A 21,040-nucleotide genomic window follows, 5' to 3' on the forward strand; every position below is an offset into this window, starting at 1 on the left:
GCGGGTCCCGAGCGTGTGCGGGCTTATAGAAAGAAGGTGCCGTGAAGTCAATGCGCAAGCGCCGCCGCCACCGGCGGCTGTTGATGGCGGTAATTGGGTGCTTCGACGAAGCTCTTTTTGCACTGCCGAATTTGCAACTGCGCTGCAATAGCCTATCTTTGCGAGGTCGGGAAGCAAAGGCGTTTCGGGACCTGACGGATCCGAGGCAATTTCTCCCAGGGCGGATTTGCAGCAAAGAACAGCATGACTGAAGCAGCCGATACCGGCGCATATGCCGGAACACAGGCGGAACGGTCGGTTCCGCGCTCGCGCAGCCTATCGGCGAAGCTGCTGCTTTTGACCGTTGCTTTCGTGCTCTTCGCCGAAGTGCTGTTCTTCCTGCCTTCGATTGCCAGCTTCCGCATGCGCTGGCTTGAGGAACGACTGGCAACCGCGGCGGCCGTCGCGACCATTCTGGTGCAGGGCGATCCGACGACCCTGTCGCGTTCGGCCCAGAACGACGTGCTGGCGGCGATCGGCGCCAAGGCGATCGCCGTGCGCGACGGCGGGGTGTCAAGGCTGCTCGTCGTTGCCGACATGCCGCCCGAAGTCGACGAACACATCGAGATATCCAAGGCCAGCGTGCTCAGCTCTATGCCGGCGGCCATAGACACGCTGCTGTTTGGCGGCAACCGGATGCTGCGGGTCTATGGCCCGGTGGGCGAGAGCGCCAAGGAGTTCGAACTCGTCATCCCCGACTACCGGCTGCATCGTGCGATGCTCGTCAATGCGCGCTACATCGTCTTTGTCTCGCTGCTAATTTCGCTTTGCACGGCAGCTTTGGTCTATGCCGCCATCGACCGCATCATGATCAAGCCGATCCGCGCCATGACACGCTCGATGCTGACTTTTTCCGATGCGCCTGACAGTCCCGCCGGCGTCATCGTTCCCGAAGCGCGATCCGACGAGATTGGACTGGCGGAGCGCGAGCTTGCGGCGATGCAGACGCATTTGCAAAGGATGCTGAGCGAGCAGAAGCATCTCGCCGATCTCGGTCTGGCCGTGTCCAAGATCAATCACGACATGCGCAACATCTTGGCTTCCGCGCAGCTGATGTCGGACCGTTTGCGCATGGTCAAGGATCCGGCGGTGCAGGCCTTTGCCCCGAAATTGCTGAGAACGCTCGACCGCGCCGTCGCCTATTCGGAAAACGTGCTGTCATATGGCCGCGCCCAGGAATTGCCTCCCGCACGGCGGCGCCTGCGGCTCGCGCAGTTGGTCGACGACGTGCATGGCCTGCTCGGTCTGGAGCCTGAGTCCGGCATCGAATTCAACAACGCTGTGAGTTCCGATTTCGAGATCGACGCCGATCCCGACCAACTCTTCAGGGTGCTGACCAATCTTTGCCGCAACGCCGTCCAGGCCATGGCCGGCGTCGCCGACAGCTCCATCGTCAATCGGCTGACGGTCTATGCCGAACGCGAAGGCAGTGTCAGCCGTATCCTGGTCGCCGACACCGGTCCCGGCCTGCCGCAAAAGGCGCGCGAAAATCTGTTTGCCGCCTTCCGCGGTTCGGCTCGCAGCGGCGGCACCGGACTTGGCCTCGCCATTGCCCAGGAGCTGGTGCGCGCCCATGGTGGCACGCTTGAACTGATCGAGAGTTCCGGCGGGCGCACTGTCTTTGCCGTTGCAATTCCCGACCAGCCGGTTCGCCTCGATGAAGCGCGCCACGGCATGCGCCGCCCGGCGTGAGGGTGCGCCGCGGTTACGGGCAAGGTGGCAGCCTGTCTTGATCCAGCTCAATGAAGGGCTGGCTGCGAAAGGGTAATCTCAGTCGAGTACGCGCCACGGCCTTGTTGGTTGGCGCGTCAAAACAGGAGACTTCCGATGAAGCCGCAATTCTTCCTTCCCCTTGCCACCTATCCCGAGCCCAACTCCGAGGCGGTGGCATCGAGTGCAGCGTCGATCGCAGCCCAGTTCAAGGCTAACCTGCGTGCGGTGGTGTTCAATCCGGCCATTCCGCAGGTATCCAACGCGCTTTCGCGCTTGCTGCTCGATACGCCGCAGATGATCCGGGATGCCGAGGCTTCGAGCCGCAGGCATGGCAAGGAACTTCTCGCGGCTGTGGAAGCGAGCGCGAATGAGGTCGGCGTCGAGGTCACCACCGGCGAGACATCGGTGCCACTTGCAGCCCTTGGCGAAACGGCCTGCGAGCAGGCCCGCTATTTCGACCTCGCGCTGCTCGGTTGGGAAGCGGGCAATCAAACCTCGCGCATGCTTGCCGAGGCGGTCGTCTTCGGCGCCGGGCGCCCGACCGTGATCGTACCGAGCCTCTTGACCGTGGGCGCCATCGACCATGTCGCCATCGCCTGGGACGGCAGCCGCGTTGCGGCACGCGCTGTCGCCGACGCGCGCCCAATCCTGGAAAAGGCATCCAGGATTTCCGTGATCACCGTCCTCAACGAAAAGAAGCTGCGCGATGCGGATGCGGCGGAACAGCTTGCAGAAGGCTTGCGCCAGCGCGGCCTTGCAGCCGAAGCGGTGCCGACTTCAATCGGCAACTCGCCCATCGGTGCTACCCTTCAGGAAACCGCTGCTTCACTGGGGGCAAAGCTCCTGGTCATGGGCGGCTATGGCCACTCCCGCGTGCGTGACTTCGTGCTGGGCGGCGCGACCGAGGGCATCCTGAGCGACCTGCGGTTGCCGGTGCTGCTGTCGCACTGACACCGTGCGCCTGGGATGCGCCGACAAACGGCCGGGCGACGTTGCGTCCGGCCGCCGTCACCAAAAACTTTGCCGGCGGCGGCTTGCAATTCGCAAAGCCAGCCGCTAGGTAGCGCCGGTCGCTGCGGTCCATTGATCGAAACGACTTGGCCACCTTCATGGCCTGACGCGCGCCCGTAGCTCAGCTGGATAGAGCACCAGACTACGAATCTGGGGGTCAGAGGTTCGAATCCTTTCGGGCGCGCCATTTTTCACCACCTCACCAAAATTGGAACTGGGCAGCTCTCCCCAAAAGAGGCGGAAGCTCGAGCGGTTGGTGATCAAGCGCCTTGCCGACAGGCTTCTGACCCCGGCACGCATCGGGGCAAGGAAGACAGATGCGAAAGCGCGCCTCGACCGGCTCTATACCGCCATCGAAAGCGGCGTTGCCGACTCCTCGGACCACCCCTGATAGGTCGTATCCCCGCAGTCCTGACCGAACGCGAGATCGTCTCTGACCCCGCCGTCACCGAACCTCGCCGCGCGGCGGATCACGGTAGAAGAGATAGCCACCCTTGTCGATGTGATGCAGTCGAACGTGCTGACCGGCAATACGCTGTTCCGCCGCGCCTATATCCGCTCGGTCATCGGCCAAGCGGAAATGGACGACGCGGAAAATCCGGATCATCGGCTACCGGACCACGCTTGAGCGGCTGGCGACGGGAAGGCAGAGCATTCTGCCGAAATTCTGAGTTTTGTTCGGAGAATGGCGCGCCCGAAAGGATTCGAACCTCTGACCCCCAGATTCGTAGTCTGGTGCTCTATCCAGCTGAGCTACGGGCGCGCATCAGGCCACGGCAGCGGCCAAGTCGTTTCGATCGATGGATCGCAGCGACCGGCGCTACCTAGCGGCTGGCTTTGCGAATTGCAAGCCGCCGCCGGCAAAGTTTTCAGGGAAAACCATCCAGCCGGCCGCGAGCCGACCGCGCCGGCTCCACAAACGCGCCGTGCCAAGGCGCAAGAGGGGCCCAGGCGCCTTGGCTTCTAGCGGCGGAGCAGCATGGCGATGTTTGCGCCTACCAGCCTGAAGATGAACCCGAACGGGTACATGCTGGAGCTGGGGACATCATTTGGAATCTCGACACCCTCAGCCTTGAATTTTGTGCAGATGCGCCACTGCAAGGGCGGAGCATGGTCCTCAAAGCGCTTCCGGTAGATCGGCGTCCAGTGCCTGGAATCGTCGAATTTCATGGCCATGGCCGCGTTGCAGCAAGAGGCGACAAGCCGGTTTGTCGCCGACTTTTCCTTGATCTTGTAGCTTTGCAGGCGCTCGCTGCCCTTGGTGTATCTGATGCGATCGGCGCGGTAGAGGACATAGGCGCTGTCGCCATCGGCGTCTTGGACTGCAGCGGCATCCGGCAATGCGGCCAGTTGGCGCGATCCGGCCTGGCAGTCGTCGCAATAACAGACAACACTTGTGATCGGCGCACCTGACGCCTCTAGTTCGACGGTTCCGCATGAGCAGCGCACAATGGATTTCGATGTCGCGGTCATGATTGCTGTTTTCCGTATGCGGCGAGGAAGACGCGGACGCCATCGGCGGCGTGCCGGCGGAGCTCTTCAGGACTTGGTATCGCGGAATCGCCCAACAGCATGGCTTGGTTCACCGGGGTGGACATGATCAGCCAGTTGAAATGCGAGGCCGCCACCATGGGGTCGTCGATCGTGAGCAGGTCGCGTTCAGCCAGGCGTTCGAATATCGTTGCCAGTGCCGTCATCGCGCGCTGGGGGCCGCGTTCGTAAAGCACCTTGGCCAGTTCAGGAAAACGGCTGACCTCGCCGATCACCAGTCGCCTCAACTGCATCAGGCGCGGCGTCAGCACCACGATCAGTTGACGCTCGGCATAATCGTGGAGATAGGTCGCCAGATCGCCGCTCTCGTCGAACTCGGGGGCCTGGTCATGAACGCTGTCGCCGGCTGCACCTGTCATGGAGGTGACGATTTCGATGAACAGCGCCTCCTTGGAAGCGAAATGCTTGTAGACGGTCTGTTTCGACACCTCAGACAGGGCCGCGATCTCGTCCATGTTGGTGCCGAGATAGCCGCTCTTCAGAAAAACCTCGGTTGCGGCGGCCAGGATCGCCTGGCGCTTGCGGGTCGATCGCGGCCCGTCCGCTTTTTGCGCTGTCGCCACTTCCGTCATCGGGCGCCGTTCCATCAAGATCGAGACTCAGGTTGACTCAACAGTACTGGACAGTCTAGTTTTATGCAAATGCGGTACTGTACGGTCTAGTTCACTTCGTCAAGCCAATTCGAGGAGGTTCCCATGCACATTCAATTTGCCGAGTTGCCCGTGTTCGACCAGGACCGTGCCAAGGCATTTTATCTTGACCATTTCGGATGCCAGGTCGCAGCCGACGCGCCGATGGGCAAGGACGGCTGGCGCTGGATCGAACTCAAATTCGCAGGCGCGGAAACAGCGCTGCACTTTGTCAGGCGCGCCGATGAAACGCCGTCGGCAGACCCGGTGCTGGTGCTGGTCGACAGCGACGTCAAAGCGACAGTCGCAAAACTCAAATCGCATGGCGTGGAGATCATCAGCGAACCGCAGGACGCACCCTGGCAGCCCGGACGCATCGTCGCCGAATTCCGCGACAGCGAGGGTAATCGCTTGGTGCTCGGCAACTGACGGTGGGAGAGATGGTCATGACCCCTAAATCATCGACGTTGAAAGTGCCTGGAGCGAAGATCCACTACGAAGCCCTGGGATCCGGCCCCTTGCTTCTGACAATCGCCGGCGGCCCCAGCGACGCCGGCGTTTTTGCCGGTTTGTCGCGCCAGCTTGCCGATCGTTACACAGTCGTTGCCTATGACCCGCGCGGAAACTCGCGCAGTCATTTCGACGGCGAACCCGTGGAGCAGCAGCTTGACGTTCACGGCGACGATGCCGCCCGGCTGATCGACGCGCTGAGCGACGGGCCGGCTTTTGTGCTTGGCAACAGCGGGGGCGCGCAGATCGGTCTCAATCTGGCAGCCCGGCATCCCGAACGGGTGCGGGTGCTTGTGGCGCACGAGCCACCTTGCCTTGTCATGCTCGATGACCCGGAAAAAGCCATTGCTGCCGACAGGGAGATTTACGAAACCTACCTTCGTGACGGCATAGGCCCGGCGATGGCGAAATTCATGGTCATGGCCGGCCTCGATGACGAGTACGACGGCGGGTCGCCGGAATTCGAACCCTCGCCCGAAGACATAGCAACCTTCGCCAGGATGGAAGCGAATTTCGAATATTTCATCGCCCATGGGCTGATGCCGCTGTCGCTCTATTGCCCCGATGTTGCTGCCTTGCGCGCAGGCGAACCCCGCGTCGTGGTTGGCATCGGCGAAGAGACGGTTGGACAGATCACTCACCGCACGAGCGTGGCGCTGGCGGCGAAGCTGGGCGCCGAGCCGGTCGTGTTCCCAGGTGGACACGGAGGCTTCGGCAGCCACAGCGAGGGTTTCGCAAGAACCCTGCATCAGGTGCTCGACGGCCAAAAGCCGTAGGTCGTTTGCTTGCGAGCGGGTGGCGCCGTGTCACCAGGCTATCCGATGACCGGCGCCAGCACCCTTCAGCTTGCCTGAGCCAAGGCGACGGCATCGGGCCCCGCGGGAAAACGAAGCTGCCCTGTCGTATCGTTGGCGGCCTGCCATACCGCCTCGGCCACATCCGCCTCCGTGGTTACCAAGGCAGGCTTGGCGAAGGCGGCGAAGATCGGGGCCGCGAAGGACGCATATGTTTCGGGGATCAGGTCCTCGACGCGAACGTTGGTATTCTCAGTGAAGCGCGTGGTCGGGGCGTAACCCGGTTCGACCAGCTTGACGCGTACGTCGAATGCCTCGAGTTCGTGGGCCAGCGACCCTGTGAACCCTTCGATGGCCATCTTGCTTGCGGTATACGCTGCCGCCAGCGGCATTGGCGCAAGGGTAACGCTGGAAGTCACATTGACCACCACGCCCGATCGCCTCGTCCGGAACTGCGGGATCACTGCCTGCGTCATCGCCATCACTCCGAACGTGTTGGTCTCGAACACCTTGCGTACATGCGCCATCGGGGTTGCCTCGAAAGCGCCGACCACGCCGATGCCCGCATTGTTGACGAGGACATCAATGGGGCCGGCCGCCTCCAGCGTTGCCTTGATGCTTTCAGCTTCGGTCACGTCGAGCGGCAGCACACGGATCCGCTCCGATTTAGGCAGAAGCTCTTGCCGCGGCGTGCGCATGGTGGCGATCACGCTCCAGCCCTGCGAATGGAAGTAACACGCGGTCTCCAATCCATAGCCGGACGAGCAGCCGGTAATCAGTACGGTCTTCATGGGGACTTCCTTGTTGGTTTCGATGCCCCAGAGATAACGAAGCAATATCGGACTATCCATAATTGATGGTCCATATTTTGTTTGCTATCGTCCAGAAATGGTTGACCCCCTTTCCGAAGTCATCACGTTGTTGCGGCCACGAGCGGTGTTCACCAAGGGCATCAGCGGAGCCGGGCGCTGGGGCGTTCGCTATTCCGATTTCGGCCATCCAAGCTTCTGCGTGGTGATCGAAGGAAGTTGCCGCCTCGCTGTCGAAGGGCAGGACGCCCTCATACTCGAAGCGGGCGATTTCGTGCTGTTGCCGACAACGCCTGGCTTCACCTTGTCGGGTTTCGAGCCGTTCAGCCCCGAACTCATCGACCCCAGGATCACGCCCTCGCCTGAGGGCGAGATCCGCCATGGCACACGCGACGGACCTGCCAGCGTGCGCCTGCTCGGCGGTTACTTCATCTTCGATTCCGACGATGCTGGATTGCTGGCGTCGCTGCTGCCCATACAGGTGCATGTGCGTGGGGTTGAACGGCTGGCCGTTCTGGTGCGTCTTCTCACCGAAGAAGCGAATGAACAGCACGCTGGCCGCGAATTTGTGCTCGCGCGTCTTGTCGAGGTGCTGCTCATCGAGGCGCTGCGGCTGACGCAGCAACCGGATGCGCCTGCAGGATTGCTGCGCGGGCTCGGCGATGTCAGGCTGGTGGAGGCGATACGGCTGATGCATGGCGACCCGGCGCGGTCATGGACCATGGCCCAACTTGCAAGCAAGGCAGCACTTTCTCGTTCGGGGTTCTTCGATCGGTTCACGCGAAATGTGGGCGTGCCGCCGATGGAATACCTGCTCGCCTGGCGCATGGCGATCGCCAAGGACCTGCTTCGGCGCCAGGGCCTGCCGATCGCCGAGATTGCCGAACGTGTTGGCTACGGTTCGGCAAGCACCTTCAGCACGGCCTTCAGCCGGCATGTCGGGCAGCCTCCCGGTCGCTACGCAAACGCCATGGAGCAGTCGGCGGCGCGGTAGGTCTCGACCGCTGACAAATCGATGGACAGCAGTGGTGCGCGGGAAAGGACGGCCAGGCAGCCGGCCTGCGTCTTCAGTGCCGCAACGTCAATCGTCCCAAACATGGAACGGCAGCCATCTTCATTCGCATGGGGCGGTCGTGTACATCGCGCCTCGGGGGAATTCTCCCGCCACCTTGCAACAGGATGAAATTATGAGGAAATTTAACGTCGCTCTTGCTCTGTCGGCGGCCGTTCTATGCATGTCTGCCCCGGCTCAGGCCGAGGATCTGGTGTTCACGCTCAAGAACGGAACGCAATCCACACTCACGCGCTTCTACACGTCTCCGGTGGGCGTCAACAACTGGGAAGATGACGTATTCGGCCAGAATGTTCTCAACCCGGGCGAGACCATGGAAATCACCATCGCCGACGGGCGCGATGTCTGCAAGTACGACATGAAATTCGAATTCGAACAGGGCTCGGACCTGGACACCACGACCGACACGCAGGATCTGTGCGAAATGGGATCCTACACAATCCACGAATGACCAATTGTTTGCGGGGAGCCGGTCTATGGCTCTCCGCAACTACCTGCCGGCTGGCTCATGCAATTCCAAAGGCGCGTCGAGGCAGGCCTCGTGGAATGCTTGCGACGCGGCTGCAAGCTTGATGGCCTGCCAGTGCCTGTAGGCACGCACGAGATCCGGCGAGATCCAGCAATTGCCCCTGTTACTGCTGTTGGTCCAGCCGACGAGCCCCGCATCTCGCGCCAGCCCGAAAAGCCGGGCGGCATGTGTCCGCGAAATTCGGTATCGCTGCGACAGCGCATTGGGCGACACCTTTCCGACCCCGATCGGCGACGTCATGTCGCTCGACAGCGAGGGAACGCCCTTGATCAGGCAATGCAGGATGCTGCTGCCGGAGTCGGAGCGCACGAACTTGGCGATGTTCTGCGGCGGTCTGTGCCAAGCGTCGAGCGCGAGAAGAAGCCGCGCGAAACGGGGCTGCGCCTGAAGCAGAATGCCAGGATGCCGGCATGACAGGACGTAGCGCTGCCCGTTGTCGACAACATCCAGAGCCCGCAGGTGGATGTCGAAATAGCGCCGGATGAGGCGTTCGCTCATCTCGGTCGCCTGAAAAAACCGTTGTCGCCTGTCGTCGCTCGGTCGTGGCACGATAAAGCCGTAGCGCTTCAGTTCCTGCAGAAAACCATACACTGTGTTGCGGCTGGCTATCCCGGTGCCCGCCAGGGCGTCGACCAGGTTCTTGGCGGAAATCGGCGGGGCGGCAGGATCGAGGCTGCTCTCGAAATGCATGGCGACCGTCATCTGACTGAGCAGCCATCGCTGCAAGTCGGCGACGTAGTGAACCTCCTGGGGCAGGGCCAGGTGCGTTTCAAGCAATTCCCTTGCCGCGGAGGCGAGCCCGTCGCGAAATCGGTCCATCCGGACGAGGCTTTCCGCAGTATAAGCGTTCGCGGAAGCAGACGATGCGGCAAGTTGCATGGCTTGGATCGACATTCTGTACTTTCAGCAACGCCGTTTAGGCTACGTCCGGTGGTTGGACAAGCCCATGCCAGCTGCCGTCAGTTCGTGGATCGACCGGCATCCCGCTTTGGATGCCCTCGACGCATCGCGGCCTGATGGAGCGCGGCGAATTGCTGGGCTTACGGCATGCGGATACCGCCTAATCGTCCCCCTCCGCCATCCACGCATTCAAGAGCGTATAAGCGACCGCAAGGACGGTCGGGCCTATGAAAATGCCCAGCATGCCAAATGCAATCAGGCCGCCGATGACCCCTGCAATGATGAGCAGAATAGGCAGATCGGCGCCGCGACGGATCAGTGCTGGACGTATGAACTGGTCCATTGTCGCGGCAACGATGGTGAAGGCGAGCAATATAGTCGCCCAAAGCGCCTCTCCGGAATAGTACATCCATGCCACTGCCGGCAGCATGACCAGGGCCGGGCCGAGCTGGATCAGGCACAACAGGAAGATCACCGCTGTCAGCAAGGGCGCGAAGGGCACCCCGGTCACCACCAGGCCGATGCCTCCCAAGACACTTTGGGCCACCGCCGTCACGACGACGCCCAAGGCAACGCTGCGGATTGCCTGACCGGCAAGCCGCACGGCCATGTCGCCACGATCGCCGCCCAGTCGACGGCCGAAGCGCACTGCGGTTTCAGCTGCCTGCTCGCCGCCAAGATACATCATCGCGGCTATCAGGGTTGTCAGGAGGAAATGGAAGAACATCCCTCCCAAACTGCCGGCAACAGACGCGATCCATTGGGTGAGGGCCCCTGTGTATGGCGCAAGCCTGGAGGTCAGCTCATCCATCCAGCCAGCCGACAGATTTGTCCAGATCTCTGTCGCGCGGGCGCCCACCAATGGCACGTCCGCCAGCCAGGACGGCGGCGGCGGGATCCGCAGGGACAAGGCGGTTCGGATCAATTCCCCGATCTTGCCGGTGTTGGCAGCGATGGTGCCGACGGCCAACCATAGCGGTATGATCAAGACGAGCAGCAAGGCCAGCGTCATGATCACGGTGGCCCATCCGCGACGGTTGCCGACATGGCGCTGCACCCACAACATCAGCGGCCAGGTGGTGATCACCAGGGTCATGGCCCATATGATCGCCGGCACAAAAGGAAGCATCACCCAGATGCTGGCAACAAGGATGCCGCCGATGAACAGCACCGCCAAAGTAAGGCGCGTGATATCCTGATTTCCTCGAACCATTCCCTCTCTCGCGCCTCCAGTGCCCACGATCGCGCCCGCTGTCAGATCCCGCCGGGCAGGGAGGGATTTCTTGGGCCAGTGGCTGCGCCGCTGCTTGCGCGGCACAAAACCATCCACGGAGTTCCGAGCGGCGGTGCCATCCCCTTTCCCTGGCTGTCAGTGTCCCCCGAAGACCAAGGTCTGTATGGGAAGGAGAATGGCCTGCAACCTGAGGATCATGGCATGCACCAGCCCGACCGTGTCGACGACATGCAGGAACAGCCAGCGGGACATGCTCAAATTCGGGTCGGCCAGCGCATCGTGATTATTGGTGTAGGCGTTGGCGATGCAACTGCCCCCGGGGGGCACGCCTTCGAGCTGTCCGGCAAAGAGCGGCTCCAGAAAGACGGTGATCGTGCCCGGCTGCGCCATCTGCTGGATGTCGACTAGCTGATCAGTCGGGCGAACCTGACCGGCGGCGATGACATCCTGAACCTGGGTCACCACCATCGGAATGATGGTGTAAGGTTTGCCCATGCACGTGGCTTCGGCGATCATGCCGACCTTGAGCACTTGCGCCTCGATCTGCCCGAAACCTGCGATGAGCGCGACCTTGCCCGCCTCCGCCGGGACGAGGATGCCGGCGGGGCGCAGCAACGGATTGACGACGTCGCCCGGGCGAAGCGTGAATTGCTGGAGCGTGCCTGCGACACCGGCACGCACAAGTGTCTTGTCCAACTCGACCTGCGCCTGGGCCAGCGCAGCTTCGGTGCTCGCCTTCTGGGCTGGCAGAAGCGAGGAAATCTTCGTCTCCAACGTCAGCTTGTTCGACTGGGCGGCATCAACCGCGCCCTTGCGACCATCGGCAGCTACTTGCAGGCGCTCGATCTCGCGTGGGGCGACGGAGTTCGGATCCCGCCGCCTCAGCTCCGTCCTGGTCTCAAGCTCGTCCAGCGACTGCTGATACGCACCTTGTGCCTGTGCGATCACGCCGTCCGCCGCCGCAAGCTCGGTTTGCGCTACGGTTGTCTCGGCATCGATCTCGGCTATGCGCCGACGTGCCGACTCCCTCGCCGCCTCCTGCTCGGAACTGTCGAGCCGGAACAACGGTTGGCCGGCCTCGACCTTCTGGTTCATGCTTACGAACACCTCGGCGACACGGCCGCCGGACTCGGGCAAGACCGAGACAGTGCGGAACACGGCGGTGACATTCGATGTCGAGGGATGGAAGTAGAAGATGAGGGTGATCAGCGAAAGCGTCAGCATAAGGCAGGCCGTGATGCCCCACCTCAGCTCGTACCACATGGTGTAAAGAGTGATCTCGCGGCCGATCCGCTTACCCTGGACGTAGCGGCGATAGAGATAGTCCGGAAAGACCGTGAGCATCGAGCAGAGCATCAACTCAAGCATGATCGCTCAACTCCCTTTCGGAGTATGCACGTGCGGCGCGTGCGCCATTGCCGGGTTATCGCCTTGGCCCGGTGGCTCGGCACCAGGAGGCTCGGCGTAGTTGGCGTTCGAAGGGTCCGCCATCGGCTCACCGATCCGGACATCGCGTCGTCCAACGAGCTTTTCGAGCGAGTCGGCAATCGACAGCATCGGCGTGGAGTAATCGGGAAACTCGATCATCGCGAGCAGCAGGGCCGCGATCCAGAACAGGTGATTGTGGGTGATGAGGGAAATCAGCGCCAGCACGGCGACCAGTTCCATCTGCACCTTGCTGGTGCGATGCGCCATGCGCTCCGGCACCGCATGAAGCTGGAAGTACAGATTTCCGATGGCAAGGATCAGCACCAGCAAGAAGATGACCATCACGTTGAAGAGGACATCTGATTGCCCGGGCGCGGTGATGAAGAACGGCAGGTGCTCTATTGCGACAGGGTGAGGCGTGGCTTCCATGGAAATTGTGCCTTCAAGGATAGTTCGGTGGTTGAACTTGCCGTGCAAGGCCGTGACGTTTTCAGGCACCGCACTGCGGCGGTTCGCATCCGATTGGATACCGGTAGCGAACCGCCTTTCCGGGACAGGATATTACTTCTTTTTCTGCGACGCGTGGAAAGTATCGACGTATCCGCGCGCGACCGCTCGGACCGCCCGGCCGATGTCGTCATAGACGTCATCTTGTAGGTTGGCGAAAGAGACGCGTACGCTCCAGTTGGGCGCATCGAATCCTCCGCCATTGAGCAGGACGATCGAATGGTCTTCGGCCAGCCGATAGACAAGATCGAGCGGATGCACGTTCTTCTTCAGCCATTCGACCATCTCTTCGCCCTGGTACTTGCGCAGCCAGAACTCGAAATCGAGGGTGCCGTAGTATCCGGCAAAGCTCGGATTGGGCTGGACATCGAGCGGCAGCCCTTCGAGCAGGCTGTCGACGCGGCGTTTGCAGATCTCCATGCAGGCCTTCTGGTAGATCTTCTCCGTGTCCATCAGCTCGCTCATGGAAAACATGGTCATCATCACCTGCTGCGGCAGCGACAGCCCGGCGGTGTGATTGAGTGCCACGTCGCGGCTGTCGGCCACGAGCCGGTCGATCATCTTGAGCTTGCGGGGCTCGAGCGTGATTGCGATGTAGCGCTTGTCGAGCGCCTCCAACTCCTTGGCGGGAAGCTTGGCGATGATATCGTCGAGGATGTTCTGTTCGTGGAGCGCTATGACGCCGAGGCGCCACCCGGTGCATCCGAAATACTTCGAATAGGAATAGACGCCGATGGTGTTGTGCGGCAACTCGGCCATCAGCGAGCGGAAGCCAGGCACGAAGGTGCCATACACGTCATCGGTGAGAAGGATGAGGTCCGGGCGCTTCTTCTTCACCAGGTCGACGAGCTTTTTCATGGTTGCGGCGTCGATGGCCATCGAGGTCGGATTGCCGGGATTGACCACGAAGAACGCCTTGATCTTGGGGTCCTCGAGCTTCTTGATCTCCTCGTCGGAGTACTGGAAGCGATGCTCTTGCGTCGCCTTGATGTGAACCGACTTGAATGCGTAGTCTTCGAGCTCGGCGATCTCGATGTAAGGTGTGAAGATCGGCGTGCCGATCGCTATGGTGTCGCCCTTCTTGAGGATGCGGTTCGCCATCAGCGACTTGAAGATGTAGCACATGGCGGCGGTGCCGCCTTCAACCGCGTAGAGGTCGAACTTGCCGGACGGCAGCTTGTCGCCGGCCATCGCCCACATGAGATAGCGATGAGCCACCTGCTCGGCGTGAACGAGCATGCGATCCGGCACCGGATAGTTGTCGCCGATGATCGAGTCGGTGAGTTCGAAGACGAAGGCGTCGGCATCGAAGCCTAGCGCCTTCACGCCATGGCGAACCATGTTCGACAGGAAGTCGGCACCAGGCATGTCGGCGTGTTTGTCCAGCCAGGCTTCCAGGCGCTCGGCAATGCCACGCATCTGCGGCATGCCGGCGAGACCGGCCTTCGGATCGTCCATGGTGCGGCGGCATTCGGTAAGGGCAAACTGGCCGAACAGGAAGAACCCCTCACGCGGCGCGGTCGCAACCCAGTTGGGATTGCCGCGTCCGGCGTTGAGCAGGGCATGGGCGGATTTCTGCGCGCTTTGCTTGGCCAGCTTGATGAGCCCGTCCTTGATCTCGAACGGGCTCATCTTCTCGTATTCCCGGTAGTCGATCTTTTCCATGACATCACTCCCAGAATACCGAACAGGGCGTCATTGCCTGCTCTGCTTCATTTCCGTTCGCACGGAGGGTGCGAACCTCGGCGACTTCGTTCACGATCATCATGCTGCCTGCGGGCTGTTGTCCCGCCCGGCCTCAAAACTTCATCCTGGCTCCCGCGAGAAAGGCATAGCTGGTGTCGATATCCACTGATGCCTCTTCATACGAATACGAGCGCGCGCCGAGATAGAGTTCCGTCTGAAGATAATCCAGATTCTGGACGATTTGCGCACCGAAGGAAGTGCTGCTGCTGCCGGCAGCCGCGATGTCGTCGCCAAAATAGGTATCGACGGAGAACGCGGTCTTGCCGACCTCGAAGATGTCGGTTTGATAGCCAAGCTTGATGTAGCCATATTTCCCGTCGACCGTCTGCTCATCCGAATAGGCGGCAGCGAGCGTCAAGCTCAGGCCCGTCGGTTCATGTAGTAAAGACACCGACGCATCGACTAGATTTTGGTCCTCGCCGGGTCTGGAATAGGCAATAGCGCCCGAGACTTTGACGTCCTCAAAGGTGTTGTCGTATCGCGCGGCAATGTCCCAGACAGTGACGTTTGTCTCATCGGGGACCACCTGCGTTCCCACCGAAGTAGCAAGACTGAAGCCGCCAAGGAATTTCGGCGTGTCGTATCGCGCGCGCAGCTTGCGGCCAAGGCCGTCGAAGTTGGTGAAAGCATCCTTGACATGCACTGAAGTCAGCGTACCGTCGGCCTCCCTGAAGAACGGTCCGCCGGCCATGTCGGCGACCAGCGAATAGCCGACCACGGTGGTGCCGGAAAGATCAGCCTCGGCGGTCGAGTCGGAAGCCATGCTGCCCTGGCCGAGCCACAGCTTGCCGAGTTCTTTCGACTCCAGATAGAATTCCGCCTTGCGAAGCAGATTGGTATCCCAATCGAAATCGCCCCGGTTGAGCTGGGTTACATTGTTTGTGGAATAGGGGTTCCACTCCCATTCAAGGTTGCCGCCGAGCGACCAGCCTTCGTAGAAGGCCCCATAGAGACGTATGCCGATGCGCGAGGACGAATTGCCGTTGTCGACTGGACCATACCCCAAGGTCGAGCCGCCATCGTCGAAGACCAGCAGGCCCTTGTTGATCTGCCCGTAGAATTCAAGATAGCTGTTGTCGTCGCCAACCCGCAGCTTGGGTATTAGGGTAGATTTGCCGGTGTCGGCTGCCTTGGCCGTCGCTGCGTCCGCAGCAGCGGCTGGCATCGCCAGCGCCAGCGACATGAGCGGAAATGCCACTGCCGCTGCCAGCGCTTGTCGGTGAGTTCGCATTGTCCCCTATCTCCAGTCCGTTTCAATCTGCGGCCACGCCGCGTTGCAGGCCCCCGCCAAACCAAAAAGATCGCCTGATGGATGCCGTTGCTCGGCTTGGTTGCCCGGCGTGCCTGTGGTTTTCTGGCAACGCCGCAGCAGCATTTGGCGCAGGGTCCGGCCAAGCGGTCGTCAGGCAAGAGTTGGGTGAAGTTGCGATGAAAACTGGCCTGGCCGACAGCGCGCAACGGTGCACGACCTGACGTCGGAATAGGCGGAACGCTCGCGACGCCGCTGAAGTGTTAGCAACCATCCGGGCCGCTATAGCGAGCGGGTTTCGCTCAGAAGGAGCTGCGCTGGTGGTGGTGTCGAGTTTTCCGGAAAGTATTGTCCATTGCAGGGGATAAGTCATCGAAATGGCGCCATCGGAAGTAGATGAACGTTTCATTCTCATTTCAGCTTTTGTTAACCGCGATGGACATGAAATACATCCTAGGCCGATTGCTTAGATTGAAATTTTCCTTGTTGTTGCTTCACCTAGATCAGATTTCCAAAATACGTATTTTAGCCGCGCACGCCTATCGCCTGTTTTCTTCTCGATGGTAACATCTTGAAAGGATCACGCAAGTGTGTAGTCTTGACTGAATAGCGATGCGCTGTTGCAGCGCAGAGTTGTCACCGGCCGTTCCGATTCATAGAGGGATTCCACTATGTTTGACTGGTTCGTGAGCACACTTCGCACTTATCCAGAAATCGCAATATTTCTCTCTTTGGCTCTCGGATATTACTTCGGGTCGTTTACCTACAAAGGGCTCGGCCTCGGTGCGGTAACGGCAACCCTGATCGCTGCCGTCATCATTGGGCAACTCGGCATCACCATTTCGCCTCCGCTCAAGGCGACCTTCTTTCTGATGTTCCTGTTTGCGATCGGCTACGGGGTGGGGCCGCAATTCGTGCGCGGCATTGCCAAGGATGGCATCCCCCAGGCGCTGTTTGCGGTGGTTGTCTGCGTGTTCTGCCTCGGTGCGCCTTTGCTCGCAGCCAAGCTGGCCGGCTATGATCTCGGGTCGGCTGTAGGTCTCTACGCCGGTTCGCAGACCATTTCGGCATCGATGGGTTTGGCGACCGACGCGATCAATCGCCTGGCGTTGCCGCCGGATGAGACCAAGCGGCTGCTCGATGCGATGCCGGTCGCTTATGCCGTCACCTACATTTTCGGCACGGTCGGATCGGCCATCGTCCTGGCCTTGCTTGGCCCCGCCTTGCTGGGCATCGATCTCGAGGCGGAATGCAAGCGGTACGAAGCCGAACACGGCGGCAGCAAGGAAGTGGGTGGAGCCGGCACGGCCTGGCATCACTACGAATTGCGTGCATATAAGGTGCGTGAGGGCGGAAAGATCGTCGGAAAGACGGCCCATGATGCCGAGTCCATGATCCCCGACCAGCGCGTGTTCATCGAACGTATTCGCCGTGGCGGCAAGATCGAGGACGCGACTGCAAATACGGTGATCCAGGCGGGCGATATCGTTGCGGTGTCTGGTCGGCGCGAAGTCCTGGTTGATCTGATTGGCCATGCCGCTGAAGAGGTCGACGATCGCGAATTGCTGGCGGTACCCATCGAAGGTGTCGATGTGCTGGTGACCCAGAAGTCGGCCAACGGCAAGACCCTTGCCGAACTGGCGCAACTACCGGCGGCACGCGGCGTATTTCTGCGCCGGATCGCCCGGGGAGCAACGGCGACCGAGATTCCAATCTTGCCGAACACCAAGATTCATCGGGGTGATATCCTCACCATTGTGGGGCGCACCCAAGATACCACGGCGGCGGCCAAGGCGCTCGGCGTGGCCGACCGTCCAACAGATATCGCCGACGTGGCTTTCATCGGTGCGGCTATTACGATCGGTGCCCTGATCGGAGCGATCGTCTACAAGATCGGCGATGTGCCACTGACGCTGTCGACTTCAGGTGGCGCGCTCATTTCGGGCCTTTTCTTTGGCTGGTTGCGCTCGGTCCACCCGAAATTCGGACGTATCCCGTCATCGACCGTGTGGTTCATGAATTCGGTCGGCCTCAACGTCTTCATCGCCGTGGTCGGCATCTCGTCGGGCCCAGGCTTTGTTGCCGGCCTGCAGCAGCTTGGCTTCAGTCTGTTTCTTTGGGGCATTTTCGCAACGACAGTGCCGCTCGTTTTGGCGATGTATGTCGGCAAATACGTGTTCAAGTTCCACCCGGCCATTCTGTTGGGGTGCTGCTCGGGCGCACGCACGACGACGGCATCGCTTGGCATGATCAACGACCGCGCCAAGAGCCAGATCCCCGGGCTCGGCTATACAGTTACCTATGCCGTAGGAAACACCCTGCTGACGATCTGGGGCATGGTCATTGTCATGCTGATGGCCTAGGGCCGACTCTGGTGAACCTTCGTCGGACGTCTGAACTGGGGCCTGCGTCAGGAGGAACTGTCGGGCCGCAATGAAGCGCCGAAATACGGCTTCGAAGCCGGTGAGATGACGGCAGGCTGGCCGCGGCAGGGATTCAATCAGAACCAAATTTGGGAGCACGCGATGCCACGCAAGGCTGCACGTATTGATAAGTTCCTCCTCATCCATTCGGCGCGTGCCGACAACTGGCGAGAGATCACGACGCTGGCAGATGCCTGGGCCGCCGGACGTGGCGAGCGGGCAGAGCTGGAGGCTGCAATCGCCGACATGGCGGCGGTCGAAGAGTACCACGCCTATCCTGGCGCGCGATTGCTTACAGCCTTGAACGAGCGCATCGCCACCAACGACGCGGGTGGGGCGTCCAAACTCGCGCGCCGTATCTCCAACGGGCTGCTGACGCATGCCTATCGCGGTCGTCCCGGCGAGTGGGACGTCCATGACGAGATGTCGTCGGGCGAGGTGGCCGACGTGATGCCACCCGCAACTGGCGAAGCAGGTGGACGCCGGCCCTATTTCGAAGTGCTGTTCGTCAACAACCAGCCAGCCTCGCGTTGGCCTGCATTCGCAGCGGAGTTGCGAAGGCTGCGCCGGCCGGAAGATGCGTTCATCTACGAGCCCGTCATGGTGGGCTCCTTCGAAGATGCGTTCGTCGCCGCGGCATTGAATCCCGACATCATTTCGGTCGTTCTTGCCGAAGGGTTCCCCTACCGTTCCCGCCGCGACGCGCCCGTGCTGCGCTCGATATTGGATCCGCTTGGAGAAACCGAGGGGCCTGAAATGTCGGCGCTTCGGCTTTCGCGCGCGCTGAAGCGGATTCGGCCGGAGCTCGACATCTACCTGCTCTCCGATCGCCAGGTGGAGCACATTGCAGGCGATCCGGCGGCCGATGCCGTGCGGCGCATCTTCTACGCTGTAGAGGAGCCGCTCGAGATGCACCTCGCCATCCTGGAAGGTGTGCAGGACCGCTTCGAAACGCCCTTCTTCGACAATCTGAAGAAATACGCGCGGCGCCCGATCGGCACGTTCCACGCATTGCCCATCGCCCGTGGCAAGTCGGTCTTCAAGTCTGACTGGATTCGCGACATGGGCGAATTTTACGGCCTCAATCTGTTTCTGGCGGAAAGCAGTGCAACGACGGGCGGCCTCGACAGCCTGCTGGAGCCGACCGGCACCATCAAGCGATCGCAGGAGATGGCCGCGCGGGCATTTGGTGCCGACCACGTATTCTTCGTGACGAACGGCACCTCCACCTCCAACAAGATGGCGGTGCAGGCACTGCTTGCGCCGGGCGACATAGCGGTGGTGGACCGCAATTGCCACAAGTCGCACCACTACGGCATGGTGCTCACCGGCGCGCAGCCCTATTACGTCGAAGCTTTCCCGATGGCCGAATATTCGATGTATGGCGCAGTGCCGCTTGCCACCATCAAGCGCGCGCTGCTGGCATTGCGAGCGGAAGGCCGTCTGAACCGGCTGAAACTGCTCGACCTGACCAACTGCACCTTCGACGGGCATATGTACAATGTTCGCCGCGTTATGGAGGAATGCCTCGCCATCAAGCCGGACCTCATCTTTCTCTGGGACGAGGCATGGTCCGGGTTTGCCCGCTTTTCGCCGTTCCTGCGTCCGCGCACGGCCATGGGGGCTGCCGCGGATCTCGAGGAATGGCTGCGGGATCCGGCATCCGTCGATGCCTATGAAAAGCAGCAGGCGGAACTTGGCGACAAACCCTCGGACGAGACGCTGCTCGCAGCGCGTCTGATCCCCGATCCACGTCTTGTGCGGCTTCGGGTCTACCAGACCAATTCCACGCACAAGTCGATGTCGGCCATCCGCCAGGGTTCCATGCTTCTGGTCAAGGACGTGGATTTTCATACGGTGGAAGCCCAGTTCCACGAGGCAGTTTTTACCCATGCCTCGACCAGCCCCAACCAGCAACTGATCGCCAGCCTCGATGTCGCTCGGCGGCAGATGGAGCTCGAAGGCTATGGGCTGGTGATGAATGCCATCGAGATCGGACTCAAGATCCGCCGCGCGGTGAACGAGCATCCGCTGATTTCGAAATACTTCCGCGTGCTCGGCGCTGACGAGATGATCCCGGCGGAGTACCGGCAATCTGGCTTCAAGGACTATCTCGCGCCGGGCTCGACCTGGGGCAGTGCGGTAAAGGCAATGCAGGAGGATGAGTTCTATCTCGATCCGACACGCATGACGCTGGTCTGCGGTACCGCCGGATTCGACGGAACGCAGTTCAAGGGGCTTCTGGCGAACGAATATGACATCCAGTTGAACAAAACGTCCCGCAACAGCGTGCTGCTGCAGTCGAACATCAACAACACAAGAAGCGACGTCGCCCACCTCATCCGCGTCCTGGTCGAGATCTGCCATGGCATCGAAAAGCGTCTTGCCGACGGCGGGGAGGGGGAGCGCTCAGCCTTTGCGGCGCGGGTGAAGTCGCTGATGACCGACGTGCCCGACCTTCCCAATTTCAGCCATTTCCATGAGATGTATCGCAGCGACGCCGGGCGCGACACGCCGGAGGGCGACATTCGCTCCGCCTTCTTCAACGCCTATGACGCCTCTGTTTGCGAATATGTGCCGCTCGCCGGCGCCGAGTGCGACAAGCGGCTGCGCGAGGGGCCGGAGATGGTGTCGGCCAACTTCGTCATCCCCTACCCGCCGGGCTTCCCCATCATGGTGCCGGGCCAGGTGCTGACGCAAGAGACGATCGACTTCATGCGAAAGCTCGATGTGAAGGAAATCCACGGCTACGAAAAAGCGAGAGGACTGAAACTGGTGAAGCCTGACGCCGTCGCCGCCAGGTCGAAACGCTGAAGGCACCATGCGGATGCAGCGCAGAACGCCTTTTGCAATGGTGCTGGCGAGCTAGCCTGGCTCGGGAAGACGGGAGCAAGTT

General features: G+C 61.1%; 18 protein-coding genes and 2 tRNA genes. 10 read left to right on the top strand and 10 right to left on the bottom strand.

Annotated features, from left to right (window positions below):
- Positions 1-243 precede the first annotated feature (243 nt).
- The 4 genes from C8K44_RS14835 (at position 244) to C8K44_RS28185 (ending at position 3,154) form a co-directional block, all read left to right on the top strand.
- Positions 244-1,731, top strand: a complete 1,488-nt coding sequence (locus C8K44_RS14835; protein ID WP_109576566.1) for a HAMP domain-containing sensor histidine kinase — start codon at positions 244-246, stop codon at positions 1,729-1,731.
- Positions 1,732-1,866: 135 nt separating this feature from the next.
- Positions 1,867-2,703 (top strand): universal stress protein, encoded by an 837-nt coding sequence (locus tag C8K44_RS14840; protein ID WP_109576567.1) that lies wholly within the window; start codon positions 1,867-1,869, stop codon positions 2,701-2,703.
- Positions 2,704-2,873: 170 nt separating this feature from the next.
- A tRNA-Arg gene (locus C8K44_RS14845) sits at positions 2,874-2,950 on the top strand.
- A 69-nt stretch (positions 2,951-3,019) separates the two neighbouring features.
- Entirely contained in the window at positions 3,020-3,154 is a 135-nt protein-coding gene (locus tag C8K44_RS28185; protein WP_281062996.1) for a hypothetical protein, read from the top strand.
- A gap of 295 nt (positions 3,155-3,449) precedes the next feature.
- On the opposite strand, the gene C8K44_RS14850 is transcribed toward C8K44_RS28185, so the two are convergent.
- From C8K44_RS14850 to C8K44_RS14860, 3 genes are all read right to left on the bottom strand, one after another.
- A tRNA-Arg gene (locus tag C8K44_RS14850) sits at positions 3,450-3,526 on the bottom strand.
- Positions 3,527-3,726: 200 nt separating this feature from the next.
- Positions 3,727-4,236: a DUF6151 family protein gene (locus C8K44_RS14855; RefSeq protein WP_109576568.1), complete on the bottom strand. Its 510-nt coding sequence runs from the start codon at positions 4,234-4,236 to the stop codon at positions 3,727-3,729.
- Positions 4,233-4,886, bottom strand: coding sequence for a TetR/AcrR family transcriptional regulator (locus C8K44_RS14860; RefSeq protein ID WP_109576659.1), 654 nt, complete (start codon positions 4,884-4,886; stop codon positions 4,233-4,235). Before C8K44_RS14860 ends, C8K44_RS14855 begins: the two co-directional genes overlap by 4 nt.
- A 123-nt stretch (positions 4,887-5,009) precedes the next feature.
- On the opposite strand from C8K44_RS14860, the gene C8K44_RS14865 reads away from it, so the two are divergent.
- Entirely contained in the window at positions 5,010-5,372 is a 363-nt protein-coding gene (locus tag C8K44_RS14865) for a VOC family protein (protein ID WP_109576569.1), read from the top strand.
- Positions 5,373-5,389: 17 nt separating this feature from the next.
- The gene (locus C8K44_RS14870; protein ID WP_199227099.1) at positions 5,390-6,229 is read left to right on the top strand and encodes an alpha/beta hydrolase; all 840 of its coding nucleotides are present in this window, start codon (positions 5,390-5,392) and stop codon (positions 6,227-6,229) included.
- 65 nt (positions 6,230-6,294) lie between these two features.
- On the opposite strand, the gene C8K44_RS14875 is transcribed toward C8K44_RS14870, so the two are convergent.
- The gene (locus C8K44_RS14875) at positions 6,295-7,038 is read right to left on the bottom strand and encodes an SDR family oxidoreductase (protein ID WP_109576660.1); all 744 of its coding nucleotides are present in this window, start codon (positions 7,036-7,038) and stop codon (positions 6,295-6,297) included.
- 97 nt (positions 7,039-7,135) lie between these two features.
- On the opposite strand from C8K44_RS14875, the gene C8K44_RS14880 reads away from it, so the two are divergent.
- Complete coding sequence (locus tag C8K44_RS14880) at positions 7,136-8,050, top strand: AraC family transcriptional regulator (RefSeq protein ID WP_109576571.1); 915 nt, start codon at positions 7,136-7,138, stop codon at positions 8,048-8,050.
- 193 nt (positions 8,051-8,243) lie between these two features.
- The gene (locus C8K44_RS14885) at positions 8,244-8,579 is read left to right on the top strand and encodes a hypothetical protein (RefSeq protein WP_109576572.1); all 336 of its coding nucleotides are present in this window, start codon (positions 8,244-8,246) and stop codon (positions 8,577-8,579) included.
- Positions 8,580-8,618: 39 nt separating this feature from the next.
- Here C8K44_RS14885 and C8K44_RS14890 read toward each other — a convergent pair whose 3' ends face one another.
- The 6 genes from C8K44_RS14890 to C8K44_RS14915 all read right to left on the bottom strand — a co-directional run bounded on the left by C8K44_RS14890 (position 8,619) and on the right by C8K44_RS14915 (position 15,703).
- Positions 8,619-9,551 carry a hypothetical protein gene (locus tag C8K44_RS14890; protein ID WP_109576573.1) on the bottom strand — a complete coding sequence of 311 codons (933 nt, stop codon included), beginning with the start codon at positions 9,549-9,551 and terminating at the stop codon, positions 8,619-8,621.
- A 166-nt stretch (positions 9,552-9,717) separates the two neighbouring features.
- Positions 9,718-10,770, bottom strand: a complete 1,053-nt coding sequence (gene ydiK, locus C8K44_RS14895) for an AI-2E family transporter YdiK (protein ID WP_109576574.1) — start codon at positions 10,768-10,770, stop codon at positions 9,718-9,720.
- Positions 10,771-10,926: 156 nt separating this feature from the next.
- Positions 10,927-12,159 (bottom strand): HlyD family secretion protein, encoded by a 1,233-nt coding sequence (locus C8K44_RS14900; protein WP_109576575.1) that lies wholly within the window; start codon positions 12,157-12,159, stop codon positions 10,927-10,929.
- 6 nt (positions 12,160-12,165) lie between these two features.
- Positions 12,166-12,648, bottom strand: a complete 483-nt coding sequence (locus tag C8K44_RS14905; RefSeq protein WP_109576576.1) for a hypothetical protein — start codon at positions 12,646-12,648, stop codon at positions 12,166-12,168.
- Between the two features lie 132 nt (positions 12,649-12,780).
- Positions 12,781-14,391: a bifunctional aspartate transaminase/aspartate 4-decarboxylase gene (locus tag C8K44_RS14910; RefSeq protein WP_109576577.1), complete on the bottom strand. Its 1,611-nt coding sequence runs from the start codon at positions 14,389-14,391 to the stop codon at positions 12,781-12,783.
- Positions 14,392-14,524: 133 nt separating this feature from the next.
- The gene (locus tag C8K44_RS14915; RefSeq protein WP_245417489.1) at positions 14,525-15,703 is read right to left on the bottom strand and encodes a porin; all 1,179 of its coding nucleotides are present in this window, start codon (positions 15,701-15,703) and stop codon (positions 14,525-14,527) included.
- A gap of 689 nt (positions 15,704-16,392) precedes the next feature.
- Here C8K44_RS14915 and aspT point away from each other — a divergent pair.
- On the top strand, positions 16,393-18,084 hold the full coding sequence (gene aspT / locus C8K44_RS14920) for an aspartate-alanine antiporter (protein WP_109576579.1): 1,692 nt from the start codon (positions 16,393-16,395) through the stop codon (positions 18,082-18,084).
- 162 nt (positions 18,085-18,246) lie between these two features.
- Positions 18,247-20,958 carry a decarboxylase gene (locus C8K44_RS14925; RefSeq protein ID WP_109576661.1) on the top strand — a complete coding sequence of 904 codons (2,712 nt, stop codon included), beginning with the start codon at positions 18,247-18,249 and terminating at the stop codon, positions 20,956-20,958.
- Positions 20,959-21,040 lie beyond the last annotated feature (82 nt).

The organism is Aminobacter sp. AP02 (assembly GCF_003148805.1).
Lineage (GTDB): Bacteria > Pseudomonadota > Alphaproteobacteria > Rhizobiales > Rhizobiaceae > Aminobacter.

Coding starts and splice junctions, on each gene's coding strand:
- C8K44_RS14835 (WP_109576566.1), top strand. CDS start 244: ATGACTGAAGCAGCCGATACCGGCGCATATGCCGGAACACAGGCGGAA.
- C8K44_RS14840 (WP_109576567.1), top strand. CDS start 1,867: ATGAAGCCGCAATTCTTCCTTCCCCTTGCCACCTATCCCGAGCCCAAC.
- C8K44_RS14855 (WP_109576568.1), bottom strand. CDS start 4,236: ATGACCGCGACATCGAAATCCATTGTGCGCTGCTCATGCGGAACCGTC.
- C8K44_RS14860 (WP_109576659.1), bottom strand. CDS start 4,886: ATGACGGAAGTGGCGACAGCGCAAAAAGCGGACGGGCCGCGATCGACC.
- C8K44_RS14865 (WP_109576569.1), top strand. CDS start 5,010: ATGCACATTCAATTTGCCGAGTTGCCCGTGTTCGACCAGGACCGTGCC.
- C8K44_RS14870 (WP_199227099.1), top strand. CDS start 5,390: ATGACCCCTAAATCATCGACGTTGAAAGTGCCTGGAGCGAAGATCCAC.
- C8K44_RS14875 (WP_109576660.1), bottom strand. CDS start 7,038: ATGAAGACCGTACTGATTACCGGCTGCTCGTCCGGCTATGGATTGGAG.
- C8K44_RS14880 (WP_109576571.1), top strand. CDS start 7,136: ATGGTTGACCCCCTTTCCGAAGTCATCACGTTGTTGCGGCCACGAGCG.
- C8K44_RS14885 (WP_109576572.1), top strand. CDS start 8,244: ATGAGGAAATTTAACGTCGCTCTTGCTCTGTCGGCGGCCGTTCTATGC.
- C8K44_RS14890 (WP_109576573.1), bottom strand. CDS start 9,551: ATGTCGATCCAAGCCATGCAACTTGCCGCATCGTCTGCTTCCGCGAAC.
- ydiK (WP_109576574.1), bottom strand. CDS start 10,770: ATGGTTCGAGGAAATCAGGATATCACGCGCCTTACTTTGGCGGTGCTG.
- C8K44_RS14900 (WP_109576575.1), bottom strand. CDS start 12,159: ATGCTTGAGTTGATGCTCTGCTCGATGCTCACGGTCTTTCCGGACTAT.
- C8K44_RS14905 (WP_109576576.1), bottom strand. CDS start 12,648: ATGGAAGCCACGCCTCACCCTGTCGCAATAGAGCACCTGCCGTTCTTC.
- C8K44_RS14910 (WP_109576577.1), bottom strand. CDS start 14,391: ATGGAAAAGATCGACTACCGGGAATACGAGAAGATGAGCCCGTTCGAG.
- C8K44_RS14915 (WP_245417489.1), bottom strand. CDS start 15,703: ATGCGAACTCACCGACAAGCGCTGGCAGCGGCAGTGGCATTTCCGCTC.
- aspT (WP_109576579.1), top strand. CDS start 16,393: ATGTTTGACTGGTTCGTGAGCACACTTCGCACTTATCCAGAAATCGCA.
- C8K44_RS14925 (WP_109576661.1), top strand. CDS start 18,247: ATGCCACGCAAGGCTGCACGTATTGATAAGTTCCTCCTCATCCATTCG.